Origin of the sequence: Pseudooceanicola sp. HF7 (assembly GCF_011806405.1) — a bacterium.
Classification (GTDB): Bacteria; Pseudomonadota; Alphaproteobacteria; order Rhodobacterales; family Rhodobacteraceae; genus Pseudooceanicola.
On record NZ_JAATOW010000005.1, the window covers coordinates 110,084 to 128,735 of the forward strand.

General features: G+C 64.1%; 16 protein-coding genes and 1 tRNA gene. 11 read left to right on the top strand and 6 right to left on the bottom strand.

The window, feature by feature from the left end; all coding sequences use genetic code 11:
* Nucleotides 1–17 precede the first annotated feature (17 nt).
* From HCZ97_RS04460 to HCZ97_RS04505, 10 genes are all read left to right on the top strand, one after another.
* Complete coding sequence (locus HCZ97_RS04460) at nt 18–623, top strand: shikimate kinase (protein ID WP_368484322.1); 606 nt, start codon at nt 18–20, stop codon at nt 621–623.
* Nucleotides 620–1,753, top strand: a complete 1,134-nt coding sequence (aroB, locus tag HCZ97_RS04465) for a 3-dehydroquinate synthase (RefSeq protein WP_167687475.1) — start codon at nt 620–622, stop codon at nt 1,751–1,753. The genes HCZ97_RS04460 and aroB overlap by 4 nt, the downstream gene beginning before the upstream one ends.
* 138 nt (nt 1,754–1,891) lie before the next feature.
* Complete coding sequence (locus HCZ97_RS04470) at nt 1,892–2,407, top strand: DinB family protein (RefSeq protein ID WP_167687476.1); 516 nt, start codon at nt 1,892–1,894, stop codon at nt 2,405–2,407.
* Between the two features lie 412 nt (nt 2,408–2,819).
* Nucleotides 2,820–3,233: a universal stress protein gene (locus HCZ97_RS04475; protein ID WP_167687477.1), complete on the top strand. Its 414-nt coding sequence runs from the start codon at nt 2,820–2,822 to the stop codon at nt 3,231–3,233.
* 78 nt (nt 3,234–3,311) lie between these two features.
* Nucleotides 3,312–4,952, top strand: coding sequence for a BCCT family transporter (locus tag HCZ97_RS04480; RefSeq protein WP_167687478.1), 1,641 nt, complete (start codon nt 3,312–3,314; stop codon nt 4,950–4,952).
* Between the two features lie 134 nt (nt 4,953–5,086).
* Nucleotides 5,087–6,508, top strand: a complete 1,422-nt coding sequence (locus HCZ97_RS04485; RefSeq protein ID WP_167687479.1) for a deoxyribodipyrimidine photo-lyase — start codon at nt 5,087–5,089, stop codon at nt 6,506–6,508.
* A 118-nt stretch (nt 6,509–6,626) separates the two neighbouring features.
* Nucleotides 6,627–7,751 (top strand): NUDIX domain-containing protein, encoded by a 1,125-nt coding sequence (locus HCZ97_RS04490; protein ID WP_167687480.1) that lies wholly within the window; start codon nt 6,627–6,629, stop codon nt 7,749–7,751.
* A gap of 56 nt (nt 7,752–7,807) precedes the next feature.
* Nucleotides 7,808–8,839, top strand: coding sequence for a cysteine synthase A (locus tag HCZ97_RS04495; RefSeq protein ID WP_167687481.1), 1,032 nt, complete (start codon nt 7,808–7,810; stop codon nt 8,837–8,839).
* Between the two features lie 15 nt (nt 8,840–8,854).
* Nucleotides 8,855–11,359: a DUF3772 domain-containing protein gene (locus HCZ97_RS04500; RefSeq protein WP_167687482.1), complete on the top strand. Its 2,505-nt coding sequence runs from the start codon at nt 8,855–8,857 to the stop codon at nt 11,357–11,359.
* A gap of 139 nt (nt 11,360–11,498) precedes the next feature.
* Nucleotides 11,499–11,588, top strand: a tRNA-Ser gene (locus HCZ97_RS04505).
* Between the two features lie 133 nt (nt 11,589–11,721).
* Here HCZ97_RS04505 and HCZ97_RS04510 read toward each other — a convergent pair.
* Nucleotides 11,722–12,078: a hypothetical protein gene (locus HCZ97_RS04510; protein ID WP_167687483.1), complete on the bottom strand. Its 357-nt coding sequence runs from the start codon at nt 12,076–12,078 to the stop codon at nt 11,722–11,724.
* 346 nt (nt 12,079–12,424) lie between these two features.
* Between HCZ97_RS04510 and HCZ97_RS04515 the strand changes: the two genes are divergently transcribed.
* The gene (locus HCZ97_RS04515) at nt 12,425–13,195 is read left to right on the top strand and encodes a YbaY family lipoprotein (RefSeq protein ID WP_167687484.1); all 771 of its coding nucleotides are present in this window, start codon (nt 12,425–12,427) and stop codon (nt 13,193–13,195) included.
* Between the two features lie 84 nt (nt 13,196–13,279).
* On the opposite strand, the gene HCZ97_RS04520 is transcribed toward HCZ97_RS04515, so the two are convergent.
* The 5 genes from HCZ97_RS04520 to HCZ97_RS04540 form a co-directional block, all read right to left on the bottom strand.
* Nucleotides 13,280–13,804, bottom strand: a complete 525-nt coding sequence (locus HCZ97_RS04520; protein ID WP_167687485.1) for an HdeD family acid-resistance protein — start codon at nt 13,802–13,804, stop codon at nt 13,280–13,282.
* On the bottom strand, nt 13,801–14,328 hold the full coding sequence (locus HCZ97_RS04525; protein ID WP_167687486.1) for an HdeD family acid-resistance protein: 528 nt from the start codon (nt 14,326–14,328) through the stop codon (nt 13,801–13,803). Before HCZ97_RS04525 ends, HCZ97_RS04520 begins: the two co-directional genes overlap by 4 nt.
* A 44-nt stretch (nt 14,329–14,372) precedes the next feature.
* A complete protein-coding gene (locus HCZ97_RS04530; protein WP_167687487.1) occupies nt 14,373–15,920 on the bottom strand; it encodes a phospholipase D family protein in 1,548 nt (515 codons plus the stop codon).
* 348 nt (nt 15,921–16,268) lie between these two features.
* Nucleotides 16,269–17,588 (bottom strand): GH1 family beta-glucosidase, encoded by a 1,320-nt coding sequence (locus tag HCZ97_RS04535; RefSeq protein ID WP_167687488.1) that lies wholly within the window; start codon nt 17,586–17,588, stop codon nt 16,269–16,271.
* A 3-nt stretch (nt 17,589–17,591) separates the two neighbouring features.
* A complete protein-coding gene (locus HCZ97_RS04540; RefSeq protein WP_167687534.1) occupies nt 17,592–18,623 on the bottom strand; it encodes a LacI family DNA-binding transcriptional regulator in 1,032 nt (343 codons plus the stop codon).
* Nucleotides 18,624–18,652: the final 29 nt, after the last annotated feature.

The window sequence follows — 18,652 nt, forward strand, 5'->3', positions numbered from 1 at the left end:
TCACGCAAGATCACGTCATTCAGACGAGAAATTCGGGAAAAGGCAGGCAGGCGCCGAGGGCCGCGACAACGATGAGCTGGAACCTCAAGAAAACGATCGTCCTCGTGGGCATGATGGGCGCGGGCAAGAGTGCCGTGGGCCGGGCCCTGGCCCAGGTCCTGCACGTGCCCTTCCGCGATTCCGATGCAGAGATCGAAAAGGCCGCGAACATGTCCGTGGCCGAGATCTTTTCCCGCGATGGAGAGGCCTTTTTTCGCCAGAAGGAATACCAGGTCATCGGCCGCCTGCTGGACGGTCAGCCCTGCGTGCTGTCCACGGGGGGCGGGGCCTTCATGAATGCCGATAATCGCCAAATCATCCATGACCGGGGGCTCTCCGTCTGGCTGGACGCGGACCTGGACCTGTTGTGGAACCGGGTGCGCCACCGCGATACCCGGCCGCTGCTGCGCACGCCTGACCCCTATGGCACGCTGAAGGCGCTCTATGAAAAGCGGGTGCCGGTCTATGCGCTGGCCGATGTGGGTGTGCCCTCTGAACCGGGATGCAGCATCCACGAGATGGCCAAGAGAGTGGCCGCCTCTCTGTTGACCCGCCCCGATGTGCTGGAAAAGGAAGAAGCATGACCGAAGTCCTGGATCAGCCGCGCGAGTCCCTGCGCGTCGAACTGGGCGCGCGCGCCTATGACATTCTGATCGGTCCCGGCCTGCTGGCCGAGGCAGGCCGCCACATGGCCCCCCTGTTGCGGCGCAAGCGCGTGGCGGTGCTGACCGATGAAACCGTGGCGCAGCTGCACCTGTCCACGCTGGAGCAGGGCCTGGCCGCCGAGGGGATCGAAATGGTCTCCCTCGCACTGCCCGCCGGCGAAGCCACCAAGGGCTGGCCGCAGTTCACCCGCGCGGTGGAATGGCTGCTGGAACAGAAGGTCGAACGATCTGACGTCATCGTCGCCCTGGGTGGCGGCGTGATCGGGGACCTGGCCGGCTTTGCCGCCGCCGTGCTCCGCCGGGGCGTGCGCTTCGTGCAGATCCCCACCACGCTGCTGGCGCAGGTCGACAGCTCTGTCGGGGGCAAGACCGGCATCAACGCGCCCCAGGGCAAGAACCTGATCGGCGCCTTCCATCAGCCCAGCCTGGTGCTGGCCGATACCGGCATCCTGGCCACCCTTGCGCCGCGCGATTTCCTGGCCGGCTATGGAGAGGTCGTCAAATACGGGATGCTGGGCGATATCCTGTTCTTTGAATGGCTAGAGGCCATGGGTCCGAAACTGGCGGCGGGCGACATGCATGCCCGGGTCATGGCCGTCAAACGCTCTTGCGAGATGAAGGCCGAGATCGTTGCGCGCGACGAGACGGAGCAGGGCGACCGCGCGTTGCTGAACCTGGGCCATACCTTCGGCCATGCGCTTGAGGCCGCGACGGGCTATTCCGACCGGCTGCTGCACGGCGAAGGGGTTGCCATCGGCTGTGCCCTGGCCTTCGAGCTTTCGGCCCGGCTGGGCCTTTGTGCCCAGGAGGATCCCAGCCGCGTGCGCGCCCACCTGTCCGACATGGGCATGAAGGTGGACCTGTCCGATATCCCCGGCGAGCTGCCCGATGCAGAAGCGCTGCTGGCGCTGATGGGGCAGGACAAGAAGGTGATCGATGGCCAGCTGCGCTTTATCCTGGCGCGCGGGATCGGTGAGGCCTTCGTCACCGCCGATGTGCCCCGCGATAGCGTGCTTGAGGTCCTGCAAGAGGCCCTCGCCCGTCGCTGAGCGCGGCTGCAGGCGTTCGTTCGCCCGCGCCATGACCCAAATCGCAGGGCCGCAGCGGGGCGTACCCCCCTGCGCCCCTTGCATTTTTCCCCGGCGCGCGGTGAAATCCCCCCGTCTTTGAAACGGCGGAGGCCCCCGATGATCACCCCGGCCTATTGTCTGACCATGGCGCGCTACAATGCCTGGCAGAACCGGAACATGCGCAAGGCGATGGAAACGCTCTCTCTTGAGGCGCTGACGGCAGACCGCGGTGCCTTCTTCCGCTCCATCCTGGGCACGGCGAACCACCTGCTCTGGGCCGATGCGATATGGATGTCGCGGCTGAGCACCTGGCCCAAGCCCGAGGTCCCCATCAAGGACGGCCCGCAGATGCATCCCACCCTTGGGGCCTGGTCGGCCGAGCGCTTTCGCATGGATGGTCATATCCTGGCCTGGGCAGAGAAGATCCGCGCGCTGGACCTGGTGGGGGATTTCACCTGGTTCTCAGGCGCGACCCAGAAGCAGCTGAGCCAGCCAAGGGGGCTGTTGGTGATGCAGGTCTTCAATCACCAGACGCACCACCGGGGCCAGATCCACGCAATGCTGACCCAGGCGGGCTGCAAGACCGAGGACACCGATCTGCCCTTCATGCCCAGCACCGGCCCTTGGATGTAAATCGGGGGCAGGGGCGCATCAGTTTGGCTTCGGCAACCTCTGCACCGACCTCGGCAAACCGGCCTTGCACCCATCAAACCCTGCGTCACCTAGCGCACCGGCGATGCAAATTTGCTTCACGCGTGTACTTCTTTCTGGACAGCAGGGCGCGCGCCGCTAGGTGACGCCCACGGCTGCGGCTGGCGGAAATCCCGCGAAAAAACGGGACCCGGCGGTTCGTGATCGGGTGGGGCATGTCAAGAGGATGAGACGGATCTGCAAGAGGAATGGCCGGGAATGTCGCTTTCAGCGCAAGATCATTCGGCTTCCGCCTATGCCTATGTTAAGCTCTTGTTAACGTCGCGTAATAGCCGGAGACGGCCATTGCATCCGTCAGCCCGCCACAGAGCGGGGATCTGCAAAGGAGGGCAGAATGTTCAAGAAAATCCTCATGCCGGTCGACCTGGCGCATCTTGAAAAGCTTGAGAAGGCTTTGAGTTGCGGCACGGAGCTTGCAAAGACATTCGACGCTGAAATTGTCTATGCCGGTGTGACCACGGCGCTTCCCGGTGCGCTGTCCCATACCCCTGCCGAATACGCCGAAAAGCTGAAGGCCTTCGCTCAGGAACAGAGCACTGCCAGCGGTGTGCGCTGTTCCTCGGTCTCCCAGATCAGCCACGACGTCTCCATCGACGTGGACAATGCGCTGCTCAAGTCAGTTGAGGAAACCGGCGCGGACCTGGTCGTGATGGCCAGCCACGTGCCGGGCATCGTGGATTACGTCTGGCCGTCCCACGGCGGGCGGTTGGCAAGTCACGCCAAGATCTCCGTCATGCTGGTGCGCTGACCCGGCAGATCACGGGGATCCGCCGCCAGGGGCTCCTCCCGCGCGGCACAGGAATTTATAATAACAAGGAGTGGACAGATGACGGACGAAAATGCCGACCAGGGCATACCAGCCCCGGAAGGGGCTGCCGATATCATCGACACCGATTACGAGATCGGACAGGACAATATCGACGGTCAGGTCGGGCCTTTCGGCTTCGACATCCATAACCCGGTCTTCCTGGTTTCGGGCCTGGCGATCGTCGCCTTCGTCTTTTACACGCTGGCGCTGCCCGAGCAGGCCGGTTCGGGTTTCACCTGGCTTTTCAGCACGGTGACCACCAGCTTTGACTGGTTCTTCCTGGGGGCTGCAGATTTCTTCGTGATCTTCTGCCTGCTGCTGATCGTCTCTCCGCTGGGCAAGGTCCGGCTGGGCGGGGCGGATGCGACCCCGGATTACAGCTACATCGGCTGGTTCGCGATGCTCTTCGCCGCCGGCATGGGCATCGGCCTGATGTTCTACGGCGTCTCAGAGCCGATGAGCCACTTCTCCAGCTCCTTCGGCGGCATCGCCAGCGAGGGCGGAGTGCGTACCGACTGGGCACCGCTGGGCGGCGCTGAAGGCGATGCAGAGGCCGCGACGCGCCTTGGCATGGCCGCGACGATCTTCCACTGGGGGCTGCACCCCTGGGCGATCTACGCCATCGTGGCGCTGGCGCTGGCCCTGTTCAGCTACAACAAGGGTCTGCCGCTGACGATCCGCTCTGCCTTCTACCCGATCCTGGGCGACCGGGTCTGGGGCTGGCCGGGCCACCTGATCGACATCCTGGCGGTCTTTGCGACGCTCTTCGGCCTGGCCACATCGCTTGGCTTCGGGGCAACCCAGGCCAATGCCGGCCTGAACGAGCTGTTTGGCGTGCCGATCAACGACACCGTGGAAGTTCTGCTGATCTCCGGCATCACCGCCATCGCCCTAGTCTCCGTGCTGCGGGGCCTGGACGGCGGCGTCAAGATCCTGTCGGAAATCAACATGGGCCTGGCCTTCCTGCTGCTGGTCTTCGTGCTGATCGCCGGTCCGACCATGCTGATCCTGACCGGCTTCGTGGATTACCTGGTAGCCTATGTTCAGTACCTGCCTGGCCTGGCCAATCCCATCGGGCGCGATGACGTGAACTTCAGCCAGGGCTGGACCGCGTTCTATTGGGCCTGGTGGATTTCCTGGAGCCCCTTCGTCGGCATGTTCATCGCCCGCGTCAGCCGGGGCCGTTCGGTGCGCGAGTTCATCATCTGCGTGCTGCTGATCCCCAGCCTGGTCTGCGTGCTCTGGATGTCCGTCTTCGGCGGCGTCGCGATCGACCAGGTCGTCTCTGAGGGCTACACCGCCGCGCAAGAGGCCGATCTGCCCATCCAGCTGTTCAAGATGCTTGATGCGCTGCCGCTGGCCGGCATCACCTCTCTGATCGGGATCGTGCTGGTCATCGTCTTCTTCGTGACCTCCTCGGACTCCGGCTCGCTGGTGATCGACACGATCACGGCAGGCGGCAAGGTCGACGCCCCGGTGCCCCAACGGGTCTTCTGGTGCATCTTCGAAGGCGCCGTGGCCATCGTGCTGCTGCTCTCTGCGGGTGGGCTGTCCAGCCTTCAGTCCATGGTGATCTCCACCGGGCTGCCTTTCACCATCGTGCTGCTCATCATGTGCTTCGCGATCTGGAAGGGCCTGCGGTCAGAGATGAAGGCCTGATCACGGCGAAAGCGCCCCCCGATCAAGGGGACACCTGACCAACGGAGACCCCGGCAGCCTGGCTGCCGGGGTTTTCTTTTTGATCTTCTGGAATTTTCCCTACGTAGACAGGGGAAGGAACAAAGGAAGACCGCATGCCCGCTGCCACGATCCTCTGGTTTCGCCGCGACCTGCGGCTGAGCGATCACGCCGCCCTTGATGCCGCCCTCAAGCGTGGCGGCCCCATCATTCCCCTTTATATCCGCGACAGCACCACCGACGGGCTGGGGGCCGCCGCCAAGCTGCGGCTGGAGCTGAGCCTGAAAGCACTCGCCGATCAGCTTAGCCAGATGGGCGCGCGGCTGATCCTGCGCTCTGGCCCTGCGCGGGAGGTGCTGGAAGAGCTGCTGCGCGACACCGGGGCAGAGGCCGTCTACTGGCACCGTCTTTACGATCCCGAAGCGATCGAGCGTGACAGCCGGGTGAAATCCGCCCTTGGCGACGCCGGGATAGAGGCGCGCAGCTTCTCCGGCCACCTGCTGTTCGAACCCTGGAGCGTCTCGACCCAGCAGGGCGGCTATTACAAGGTCTACAGCCCCTTCTGGCGCGCGGTGAAGGACCGCGAGCTGCCCGATACGCTGACCGCCCCCGGCACGCTGCCCGCGCCAGACCGCTGGCCGGAGAGCGAAGACCTGGCGGACTGGGCCCTGAGCAAGGCCATGAATCGCGGCGCAGCTGTGGTGGCCGCCCATGTGGAGGCCGGCGAAGCAGCCGCCCAGCAGAGCCTTGCGATCTTCGCCCGCGACCGGATCGAGGACTACCGCGCGCGGCGCGACTTCCCGGGCGAAGCGGCGACCTCTGATCTGTCCCAGCATCTGACCACTGGAGAGATCTCTCCGCTGGCCTGCTGGCACGCGGGGCTGCGCGCCGTGGAGGCGGGCAAAGAGGGGGCCGGGACCTTCCTGAAGGAACTTGTCTGGCGTGAGTTCGCCTATCACCTGATGTTCCACACCCCCCGGATCCTGACAGACAACTGGCGCGAGGGCTGGGAGGAGTTTCCTTGGGACACCGATGCCGACAGCCCGCAGGTGCTGGCCTGGAAACAGGGCCGCACGGGTGTGGCGCTGGTCGATGCCGCCATGCGCGAGCTCTTCGTCACCGGGCGAATGCACAACCGCGCCCGGATGATCACCGCCAGCTACCTGACCAAGAACATGCTTTGCGACTGGCGCATCGGGCGCGACTGGTTCGAGGACTGCCTGGTGGACTGGGACCCGGCGTCCAACGCGATGGGCTGGCAATGGGTGGCGGGCTGCGGACCGGATGCCGCGCCTTATTTCCGCATCTTCAACCCGGAGACCCAGGCGGAAAAGTTCGATCCCGACCAGAGCTACCGCCGCCGCTGGCTGGCAGAGGGGCAGGGGAATCCGCCGGACACCGCGCTGGCCTTCTACGAGGCCATGCCGCGGTCCTGGGACCTGTCGCCCTCTGACGATCCGCCCCGGATGGCGCAAAGCCTGAAAGAGGGGCGTGAGGCCGCGCTGGCTGCCTACCAGGAGCTAAAGGCAGAGGATTAGGCGCAGGTCCACGACGATCCGCGCAGCCACGCTTCGCTGTACCCTCTGACCTTGTGCGCCCCCGGCGCGCCATCTACCACTAAGGCGAACAGCGACAAGACACTTTCCGGAGGCCCCCTTGGCGAGCAATCTCTTTCTTTTCGGCACGCTGCGCCATGCGCCACTGCTGGAGGCCGTCGCCGGCACCCTGCCGCCCCTGCTGCCTGCGGGGCGCGAGGGATTCCGCATTGCCCCCTCGGGCGAGGGCGACTGGCCGGTGCTGGTTCAGGAACCCGGCGCAACGGCCCACGGCCTGCTGATCCGGGACATCCTTCCGGACATGCGCGATCGCATCGCCCATTACGAAAGCGCCTTCGACATGCACCTGCGCGAATGCCAGGTCGAGGTGAACGGGCAGGTGGTCCCGGCAGAGGTCTTCGTGCCGGCCAATCCGTCGAGCGTGCTCTCGGGCCATTGGAACCTGGACGCCTGGGTGGCCAACCGCGCCCCCGCCGATATCCTTGCCGCGCAAGAGATCATGGGGCTCTGGGGCCGCTACGAGGGCGATGAGCTGCGCTTTCGCGTCTCGCAGATCGAAGCGCGCGCCTATGCCCGCCTGCGCGCCCGAGATCAGGCCGTGCCGCATCGTGTCGGCACCGGGCCCCATGACCCGCAGGTGGAGCTGCTGTCGCGCCAGGACGAACATGCGGGGTATTTCTTTACCAGGACCTACCAGCTGCGCCATCGCACCTTCTCTGGCGGGATGTCACCCGAGGTCCGCAGAGAGGTCTTCCTGGCCCCCGATGCCGCCATCGTGCTGCCCTATGATCCGGTGCGCGACCGGGTGCTTCTGGTAGAACAGTTCCGCATGGGCCCCTTTGCCCGCGGAGAGGATCTGCCATGGATGCTTGAGCCGGTCGCCGGGCGCATCGATCCGGGCGAGGATCCCGAAACCTGCGCGCGCCGCGAAGCGAAGGAGGAAGCCGGGCTGGACCTGACGCGACTGCTGCACATCGCCTCCTGCTATCCGACTCCGGGCTGCGTGTCGGAGTATTTCCATTGCTATCTTGGCATTTGCGACCTGCCGGACCGCGCCCCGGGCACCTTCGGACTGGAAGAAGAAGCGGAGGATATCCGGACCCACGTCCTGAGTTTCGACGACGCAATGGAACTGATTTCTTCCGGCGAGGCCCGGAATGCGCCGCTCATCCTTTCGCTGATCTGGCTTTCGGGCAAGCGTTCCCAATTGCGGGGCGCAGCTTGAGTTAGCCTTGGGGCAGCGATACATCAGGATCGACAAAAGTTGGAAGGAAGTGCTCGATGTTCATCGCCCAGGATCTGGCTAGCGCCATTGGCCACACGCCGCTGATCAAGCTGCGTCGCGTGAGCGAGGAAACCGGCTGCACCATTCTTGGCAAGGCGGAGTTCCTCAATCCCGGCCAGTCGGTCAAGGACCGCGCGGCGCTCTACATCATCCAGGATGCGGTCAAGCGCGGCGCGCTGAAGCCGGGCGGGACCATCGTGGAAGGGACGGCTGGCAACACCGGCATCGGCCTTGCGCTGGTAGGGGCCTCCATGGGGTTCAAGACGGTCATCGTCATCCCCGAGACCCAGAGCCAAGAAAAGAAGGACATGCTGCGCCTTGCGGGCGCTGACCTGGTGCAGGTTCCGGCCGCGCCCTACCGCAACCCCAACAACTTCGTGCATTACTCCGAACGGCTGGCCCAGGAGCTGGCGCGCACGGAAGAGAACGGCGTGATCTGGGCCAACCAGTTCGACAATATCGCCAACCGTCAGGCCCACGTGGAAACCACCGGCCCCGAGATCTGGGAACAGACAGGGGGCGAGGTCGATGGCTTTGTCTGCGCGGTCGGCTCCGGCGGCACGCTGGCAGGCGTGGCCGAGGCGCTGCAACCCAAGGGCGTCAAGGTGGCCCTGGCCGATCCCATGGGCGCGGCCCTTTACAGCTATTACAAGACCGGTGAACTGGCGGCAGAGGGCTCTTCCATCGCCGAGGGCATCGGACAGGCGCGGATCACCGCCAACCTGCAGGGCTTCACGCCGGACTTCGCCTACCAGGTCCCGGACGAGGAAGCGCTGCCCTATGTCTTTGACCTGCTCAGCGAAGAGGGGCTTTGCCTTGGCGGCTCTTCCGGCATCAACGTGGCGGGCGCCGTGAGGATGGCAAAAGAGATGGGGCCGGGACACACGATCGTGACTGTTCTTTGCGATTATGGCACCAGATACCAGTCAAAACTTTTCAACCCCGATTTCCTGAGGGAAAAGGGGCTTCCGACGCCGGGCTGGCTTCGTGAAGCGCCCCGCTCCATCCCGGGAGTATTCTCGGAATAAGACGAAAGAAGGCCCATGCTTCGGACCATCGCGACCCTCCTCCGCCTGCTGATCGTTGTGACATTGATGGCAGGGGGGCCGGGGATCGCGTTGGCCCAGCAGGCCGGATCCTCTGGTGCCGCCGCCCAGTCGGGCGAGGGCCCGCATGCACTGAGCGAGTCCGACCTGAAGGAATGGGAAGCCCTGGCCGACCAGGCCGAGGAGCTGGTCAACAACGACTCCGCCTCGGACGCCGCGCTGACAGAGGTGCGGGGCAAACTGTCCTACTGGCGCGGCCGCTTCGACGATGCCCAATCGGCCAACAGTGCGGCCATCCAGGCGGTGCAGGCCCAGCTGGACACCCTGGGCGATCCCCCGGCAGAGGGGGAACCGGCCGAGTCGGAAGCGGTCGCGGATCAGCGCGAAACGCTCCAGTCGCGCCTTGATGAGCTACGCGCGCCGGCCCGCGCGGCAGAGCTTTACTACGCAGAGGCCGACAGCCTCATCAGCTCGATCGACGCGATCCAGCGTAGCCGGCAGGCAGATGAGTTCCTGGAGCTCACTCCGACGCCGCTGAACCCGGCAACCTGGCCGACAGCACTTAGCGACCTCACGGGCTACTTCGAGGCCATCGTCACCAATGTCTCCGGCAACTGGGACGATGCCGGCAAGCGGTCAGAATTCCGCAATAACCTGCCGCTAATCCTGATCATGCTGGTGGCCGCCGGGGTGCTGGTCATGCGCGGCGTGAGCTGGCTTGAGAGCCTGGCCAACCACTTCATCGGCGATGACCGCTCCGCACAGCGCTGGCTGCTGCGCTTCGTCGTGTCGCTGGCACAGATCGTCGTACCGGTCTCCGGCCTTGTACTTGTCTCTGTTGCCGCGGCCCGCAGCGGGCTTTTCGGGGCGGAGGGCAACGCGCTGCTGCACAGCCTGCCAGCGGTGGGTGTGCTGCTTTATACCGCGCGCTGGCTGGGGCATTACGTCTTCCCTGTCTCCGACAACGTTGATGCCTCAGTCTATCTCAGCACCACGCAACGGCGCGAAGGGCGGGTCTACCTAATCACCTACGGCGCGCTGATGGGCATCCTGGTTATGATCAAGGCCGCTGCCGAGGCCGCGGACTGGCCCGATCAGACCTCGGATGTGCTGGTCCTGCCGGTGCTGGTGGTCATGGCGCTCTTCATGCTGCGGATTTCGCGCTTCATCATCCTGATGGGTCAGTACACCGAGGATGACGGGGAAGAGCACGGCTTCCGCAAGCAGCTGGTCATGGTGCTGGGGCGGGTCGTCTTTTTCGCCGCCATTCTGGGGCCGATCCTGGCCGGCATTGGCTATTTCACCATGGGCGAAGCGCTGATCACCCGGACCGGCAGCAGCCTGATGGTAATCGCGCTGCTGTTCATCCTGCAACGCCTGATCATCGAGATTTACGTTCTGATCACCCGGGACCGGGACGGCGTGAAGGACGCGCTGCTGCCGGTGCTGCTGGGCTTCCTGCTGACGCTCTGCTCTCTTCCGATTTTCGCCCTGATCTGGGGCGCGCGGGTCACCGACCTGCTGGAGCTCTGGACGCGCTTCCTGCAGGGCTTCTCTGTTGGCGGGCTCACGATCTCTCCCAGCAACTTCATCATCTTCGCGGTGGTCTTCGTGGCCGGCTACGTGGTCACGCGGGCGGTGCAGGGGGCACTGAAGACCTCTGTCCTGCCCAAGACCAAGCTGGACCTTGGCGGGCGCAACGCGGTGGTCTCAGGCCTTGGCTACGTGGGGATCTTCCTGGCCGCGCTGGTGGCCATCACCATGGCGGGGATCGACCTCAGCTCTCTTGCCATCGTCGCCGGTGCGCTGTCCGTCGGTGTCGGTTTCGGCCTTCAGACCATCGTGTCGAACTTCGTGTCGGGGATTATCCTGCTGATCGAACGCCCGATTTCCGAAGGCGACTGGATCGAGGTCGGCGGGCAGATGGGCTTTGTTCGCTCCATCTCCGTCCGCGCCACCCGGATCGAGACCTTCGACCGCACCGATGTCATCGTGCCCAACGCCGACCTCATCTCTGGCCAGGTGACGAACTGGACACGCGGCAACCTGGTGGGCCGGCTGATCGTCAAGGTCGGCGTCGCCTATGGCACCGATACCCGCCGCGTGCATGGCATCCTTCAGGAAATCGCGGAAGAACATCCGATCATCGTGCTCAGCCCGCCGCCGGGCGTGGTCTTTGCCGGCTTCGGGGCAGATTCGCTCGATTTCGAGATTCGCGCGATCCTGCGGGACGTCACCCAGATCATCGACGTGCAGACAGAGCTGAACCACCAGATCGCCGAACGATTCGCCAAGGAAAACATCGAGATTCCCTTCGGTCAGCGCGATATCTGGCTGCGCAATCCCGAGGCGCTGGCCAAGGCGGCCATCGAGGCCCGCAAGGACGGGGCAGAACAGAAAACCGCGCCGCCCGCAAAGCCCGCCGATTCCTCGCATATTACGCGCGACGACATGCATGACGGCGACGACGGAGAAGCAGAGGCAGACCCGGACGCCGAATGATTTCGACCTGCCGGGGGCAGTTGACGCAGCGATCCATGGGGTCGCGGCACAGGGGCGCAAATCATTGGTCAGAAAAGTTGAAATTAGACGATCTTGGCCCTTGAACTCCCCCGGCTGGTAGGGCTAAAGAACGCCCCACGGAGAGGTGGCCGAGTGGTCGAAGGCGCACGCCTGGAAAGTGTGTAGGCGGGAGACCGTCTCCAGGGTTCGAATCCCTGTCTCTCCGCCATCATCACAAGCTGATGATATTGCAGCGGAAAACCGGGTCCCTTTGGGGCCCGGTTTTCGTTTGTGCAGGGTCTACTGAGTTCAGGTGGCCCGATGTCCCCAAGGGGGCACCGGGCCGGGAAAGAGCGCTGCAGTTACTTCACCACGTGCCAGACACCGCCCACGCCATCGCCGTTGGTCTGCCCCGGGCGCTTGTCGCCCGCCCAGTAGTAAAGCGGCATCTCCTTGAAGGCCCATTGGGCCTTGCCGTCCGCGCGGGTCACAAGGGTGAAATCCCCCTCAGCCGCGGCATCCGAGCCGGCGAGGAAGGGTGGCCAGCTGTCAGCGCAGCCCCCGGCGCAGTTGCTGACACCGGGCGCGTCCTTGTCGAAGATGTAGAGGGTCATGCCGGCCTTGTCGGCCATCACGCCGGAGTCCGAGACGGCGGCAGGCGCGGCCAGTGCGGCGCTTGTGCCAAGGGTGAGGGCGGCGATCAGGGCAGTCAGTTTCATAGTGTGTCTCCTTGGATGGGCGACGGACCACCCTGGCCCGTTCGCTGACAAGGCTTTGTCGCCTTAGCTCGGGCAACGGTTCAAAAATCGTCGAAAGTTTCTTTGCCAGTTTTCTTTTTGGGGGCCAGGCCACGCGGCGAAGCCGTATCGGCAAGAAGACAGACGGGCCGGGAGGGCGCAAAAGTTTCCCTTGTCGCCTCAAGGTTGTGGCGTCACCTTGAAGAAAGATCTTGCCGTCCGCTGCAGGGAACGCCGCGTCAGACGCCTTCTTCCAGGCAAGGGCATGATTATGTGTGACATTCGGGACCGGCCAAACGCCCATCCCTGATCCAGAAGGAGACAGTAGATGACCCCGCTCAAACGCGTGTTGCCGAAGGTGCTTGCAGGGGTGCTGGCCGCGCTCAGCGTCACGGCCCCGGCGCTTGCCCAATCCGAAACGGTCGAGGTGACAATCACTTACCGCGAACGAATGGCCCTGCCGCCGGACGCGGTGCTGGAAGTGAAACTTCTGGATGTCTCTCGCATGGACGCCCCGTCGACCACCATCACGGAAGGCAGCTTTCCGATCTCGGGCGTGCCGGTCATGGTGCCCATCACCTATGACCCCGCAGAGATCGACGACCGGATGAGCTATTCCGTCTCGGCCCGGATCCTCTCTGGCGACAGCGTGATCTTCCGCTCGACCTCGGCCTATCCGGTGATCACCCGCGGCGCGCCGGACACCGTTGAAATGGTGTTGGAACGCAGCGCGACCCCGGTCACCCCTGCGGCCCCGCCCCCCTTTGCCGGCATCGCCTGGGCCGCGACCGAGATCACCGGGCGCGCCCTGGTCACCGATGACCCGCCCACCATGACCGTGGACGGAGAGGGCAACATCGCGATCTACGCGGGCTGCAACCGCTACGTCAGCAAGATCGCGACCGACGGGGACAGCCTGCGCTTTCTCGGCCCGCTTGCCGGGACGATGATGGCCTGCCCGGACGCGCGCATGAAGCTGGAATCCGACACCATCGCGGCGCTGGATGACAGCGTCAGCTTCGTGCGCTACGGGAACAACCTGACCTTCTCGAACGAGGCGGGTATCGCCGTTCTGCGGTTCCAGGAACGGCCCGAGTAAGATCCGACGAAAAGCCCTGCATCAAGGCAAAAGAGACCCCGTACCAGGGCTGGTGCGGGGTCTCTTCCTTTTCGTGAGGCGCTGTCAGGCCGGATCTTCGGTGCGCTTGCGGCGCAGCGCCAGGCTGATCATGAAGGCGCCTACTGACAGCAGTTCGATTGCCAGCACGATGCCCAGGGCATTAGCCAGGAAGCCCGGGAACCCGGTCAGGATGATCAGGCCCAGAACCGCCGAAACAGCGCCCGCGATGAGCACGGGCAGAAAGATCTGGTCCCGCTGAAGATGGCGCACCGACCAGACCTTGGCCGCGCCGGAGCCCAGCAGCAGGAGGCCCAGCAGCAGCCGGACAAGGCTGCCATCCCCGAAAGGTCCGAAGGTCAGGGTCAGACCCATGAAGATCGCCAGCACCGCGAGGACGCCCGCGCCGGCGCGGGTCTGCAGGGAGGGCGACCTATAGGCCGAATAGGCCTGCAGGGCCCCCACGACCAGCAACGCCAGCCCCGTGATGGTGGCAGTGGTTGCGACGGCGGAGGCCGGGTTGAACAGGGCAAACAGCCCGCCAAGGACCGCGATGCCGCCGGTCCCCATAAAGATCATCCAGTGTTTCATGCGACAAGCTCCTCTTGGGATTTGCGGCCCAGCGAGATGGCGATCAGGCTGACCCCGTTAAAGAGCAGCTCGATCCCGAGGTAGATCCCCAGGACCGCCGTGGCCGAGGCCGGGAAGTTAGAAAAGATCATGAACGCCAGCAGGATGGAGACCGCGCCGGACAGGATCAGCAACCAACGGAACTGGGCGTATTCGGCCTTCATAGCCATGATGATCCGCATCACGCCGATGACCAGCAGGGTCACGGCGGCGGCGATGGTCAGCGACACGATCCCGATCAGCGGGTGGCCGACAAGGTTGTAGCCCATCCAGGTGATCACAAGGCCCAGCAGGATCGCCAGGATCCGCGATCCCCAGCCGTTGTCCCCGAAGGCAGAGATGATCATCATCACCCCGACCACCATGAAGGTGCAGCCCGCCAGCAGGTTGGCTGTCAGCGAGGCCACGAAGGGATTGAACAGCGCCAAGAGCCCCCCGATGACGGAAAAGATCCCGGCCAGCAGCCAGAGAAACCAGTATTTCATGTCATTTACCCCCGTTTCGCTCCGGGCCGCCCTCTGGTCGACCTTCAGAGCATCCATTCCACCGGGAACACCCCGATGACCACGATCGCGATTTGCTGGAACCAGGTGGCGCCAGGCTCTTCCTGGTAGATCTTCATCTCTCCCTCCGGGTTCTGTTCGATCCAGGCCATCTTACCCTCGACCGTCAGGACGGGCTGGTAGCTGACCCCGGGAACGCCCCGGTCAAAGGCCCGGCTGATGCGCTTGGCCATGGCCGGGCTGTCGATCAGGTAGCCCATTTCGCAGTTCAGCTGGGCCGAGCGCGGATCAAAGTTGAACGACCCGATGAACAGACGCTCGTCATCCATGGCAAAGGTCTTGGCATGCAGGCTGGCCCCCGAGAGGCCAAAGGGCCTGAGCTGCTTGGCCGGTACCGCGGGCAGGCCACCGCGCAATTTCAGCTCGAACAAGTCGACCCCGGCTTCCAGCAGCGCCCGGCGATACTTGGAATAGCCCGAATGCACCATCAGGACATCGGTCGTGTTCAGGGCATTGGTCAAGATATTGACCTGCTTGCCGCCCATGGCCAGATCGCCGAAAACCTCGACCCCCAGCTTGCCAGGCACGAAATAGGCCGAGACCAGATCCAGCCGTGATGTCGTCTGACGCAGGATCTCGGCCAGTTTGACCACCGTCAATTGATCGGGGCGGGCGGTGCCCAGGCCCTTGACCGGATCATCCGCGATCAGCTGCACATCGGTCCATTCCAGCCGCGCCGTCTCAGGCCGGAAGCGCTCCATCGTGGCGATGCTTTCGCCAAAGAAGTCTTTGGCATCCTGGCCCTGCACGATCTCTTCAACGCGTGCCTGGAACCCGGGCAGATCGCCGTTTCCGTCGATCACCTTTTCCACGCCATAGACCGACTGGCTGTTCCAATAGGCGTCAAATACCTCTTCGGTTTCGCGCACCACCTTGCCGGTCGCCAGCACGTCCAGGTCGACATAGAAGCTGTCCTGCCCAACCTTGAAGTATTCGTCCCCCACGTTGCGCCCGCCTATGATCGCGGCGACGCCGTCGACCACGAAGGACTTGTTGTGCATCCGCCGGTTCATGCGGAAGAAATCAAGGGTATAGCCCATCAGCTTGGGCGAGCGCACGGTCGAGGGGTTGAAGAGCCGGATATCGAAGTTCTCATGGCTGTTCATCGCGGCCATGTAGGCATCCATGCCCGGCACGCCATTGTCATCCAGCAGCAGGCGCACCTTCGCCCCGCGCTCGGCCGCGCGGTAAAGCGCATCCATCAGCAGGATGCCGGAGGTGTCGTCGGACCAGATGTAATACTGCGAGTCGATGGAGCGTTCGGCGGCCTCTGCCAGCGCGATCCGCGCGGCCAGCGCATCCGGGCCGGCCTCCAGGGACATGACGCCGGTCTTGCCCGGATGATCCGCCCCGATCCGCTTGGCAAAGGCCCCCAGGTAAGTGCTGTCATCGACGGGCAGGGCCAGGCTCTCGGCCCGGTCGGAGATATCAGGAAGGGGGTAAAGCAGGCGCCCGCCAAGGATGAAGACAGCCAGCAGGACGGTCAGGACCAGCAGCGCACGCAGGACTTTCATGATCAAGGGTGCGCCCTCCGTCGCTTTGGCCCACAAGCGGGAAAGGGCAGGGCGGATCGCAAAGGCATCGGTGCTGTTCCCGTTCTGGAAGACCCCGTCGGGACAACGATCCACTGCGGCAGGAAGCCTGTCTTACCCGGCCCCGGTTTGTTGCTCGATGATCGCTCCCGGTTGCAGAAAGAATGCCCACCACATGGCCACGTTGCAATTAATTATTCTTAATCAACCTTGAATATTCGGGACTTGCGCCGGAAATGCCAGCCCGGCGCCTTCCCCGCGGGGAAGATGACTATACGCACCGGATACCAAGTAAAAAGGCCCGGAGTTGTCGCTCCGGGCCGGTTTCGATCAGCTCAGCGCCTCTTTCAGCGCGTGGTAAGAGGCCTTGGGCGTTCGCACCATCGTGTCGAAATCGACGTGGATCAAGCCGAAGCGCTTCTCATAGCCAAGCGCCCATTCGTAGTTGTCCAGCAGCGACCATAGGAAGTAGCCCTTGACCGGCGCGCCCTCGGCAATGGCGCGCTTCACGGCCGCCAGGTGGGCCTCGATATAGGCCGTGCGCTCTGGGTCCTCGATCTTGCCATCGCTCAGCACATCGGCGTTCGCCATCCCGTTTTCCGTCACATACAGCGGCAGGACCCCGGTGTATTCCTGCGCCGTGCGGGTCAGGAACTTGTAAAGCCCCTCCGGGTAGATCTCCCAGCCCATCTGGGTCTTGGGCAGGGGGCCTTCGGCCTCTTCATGAGAGGGCCAGGGATCACTGTTCGGCTTCATCAGCTTGCGGGTATAATAATTGATGCCACACCAGTCGACCGGGCTGGCGATCACGTCGAAATCATCCTGCCAGTTGGCCGGCATATGTGGGCCAAGCCCCTCCATCACGTTTGCGGGGTATTCCTTCTTGAAGACGCCACCCAGGAAAAACCGGTTGTAATAGCCGTCGTAGAGATCGGCGGTGGCGCGGGCCTCTGGGCTGGCGTCAGCCGGATCGGCCCATTCCATGTTGAAGACACCGCCCAGGTTGTCCATGCCAAGGCCGCGCATCGCCTGGATCGCGCTGCCATGGGCCAGAAGCACGTGGTGCATGGCGCGGGCCGTGGCACGGATATCGCGCAGGCCGGGGGCGTGATGGCCAAGGAAGTGGCTCAACCAGCCGACGCACCAGGGTTCGTTGATCGGCGCGACAGAATGCATCCGATCCCCGATGCGGCCCATGATGACCTCCGTGAAATCGGCGAACCAGCCGGCGATATCCCGGTTGCGCCAGCCGCCCAGGTCCGCCAGCGCGGAGGGAAGTTCCCAATGGTAGAGCGTCGCGCAAGGCTTGATCCCGCGTTCCAGCATCGCGTCGGTGAGCCGGTCATAGAAATCGAGGCCTTCGGGGTTCGGCGTGCCGCGCCCCTCTGGCAGAACCCGCGCCCAGGAGGTCGAGAACCGGTAGCAATCGAAGCCCGCGGCAGCGACCAGGTCCAGGTCTTCCTCGTAGCGGTGGAAGTGGTCGCAGCCCCGATCGCCATTCTCGGCGCGGACCACGTTGCCGGGGGTTGCGGCGAAACTGTCCCAATGGGTCGGGCCGGCGCCCCCGAAGGCATGGCCTTCGATCTGGTAGGCAGAGGTCGCAGTTCCGAAGAGGAAGTCCTGCGGGAAATCCTTGCGGGTGAAATTCATGGGTCAGGTCCTTTTCGGGGCAGGTCCGGTGGAGCTTCCGACAACCAGCTCCGCTTCAAGCATCTTCTGGATCGGCACCACGGAGGGGTCCTTGATCAGCTGCACCAGGCTTTCGGCCAGCAGCTCTCCTGCCTGGCGGACAGAGGAGCGCGTGGCGGTGAAGATCGGCATGTCCGAGCCGTTCTTGAGATACGACAGGTCATCGTCATGGGTGATGACAGAGACATCGGGCCCCATGCGCAAGCCCGCCTCCTGGATCGCGCGGCGCACGCCGAGCGCCGCGATCATGGAGGCGCAGAGGAAGGCGGTGGGCGGGTCTTCGGAGGCCAGCAGGGAAACGGCCAGGCGGTGGCCGTATTCCTCTGTCATTTCCTCGCTGTGCATCAGCGCGGGATCAGTGGGGATGGCGCTGTCCGCATGGGCATCCAGGTAGCCTTGCCGGCGGCGGAAGGCGAAATCCATGTGATCAAGGCCGTTCAACAGGGCGATGCGCCGGTGGCCGAGGTCAATCAGGAACTGCGTCGCGCGCTCAAAGGACCGGCGGTTGTTCACGTCGACCCAGTTGTAGGGTTCGGAAACGCCGGATGAGCGGCCATGAACGATGAAGGGCAGGCCGATCTCGTTCAGCAGCGGGATGCGCGTGTCAGAGATCGCGGGCCCCTGCAGGATCACCCCGTCGACCACTCGGCGGGCGTTGAACTCTCGGTAGATCCGGCTCTCGTCGATGTCCGGCACACGGGTGAAAACCATGTCGTAGCCATGTTCCGACAGCGCCTGCGAAGCCCCGGCGACGAAATCCCCGAAAACCGGGTTCACCATTTCATGCTTGAGCGTGGTGGGAATGACCTGACCGATCATCATCGTACGGCCCGTGGCCAGCCCCTTGGCACGGCTGTTGGGGGTGTAACTGTAGCGCTGCGCAGCCTCCATCACCCGCTGCCGCGTGGCCTCGCTCACTTCCGGGTAGCCGTTCAGGGCCCGGCTGACGGTGGTCTGCGACAACCCCAGGGCCTCCGCCAGGGATTTGAGGTTCATTGCCATTCAAAGCGCTTTCAATTCGTCGT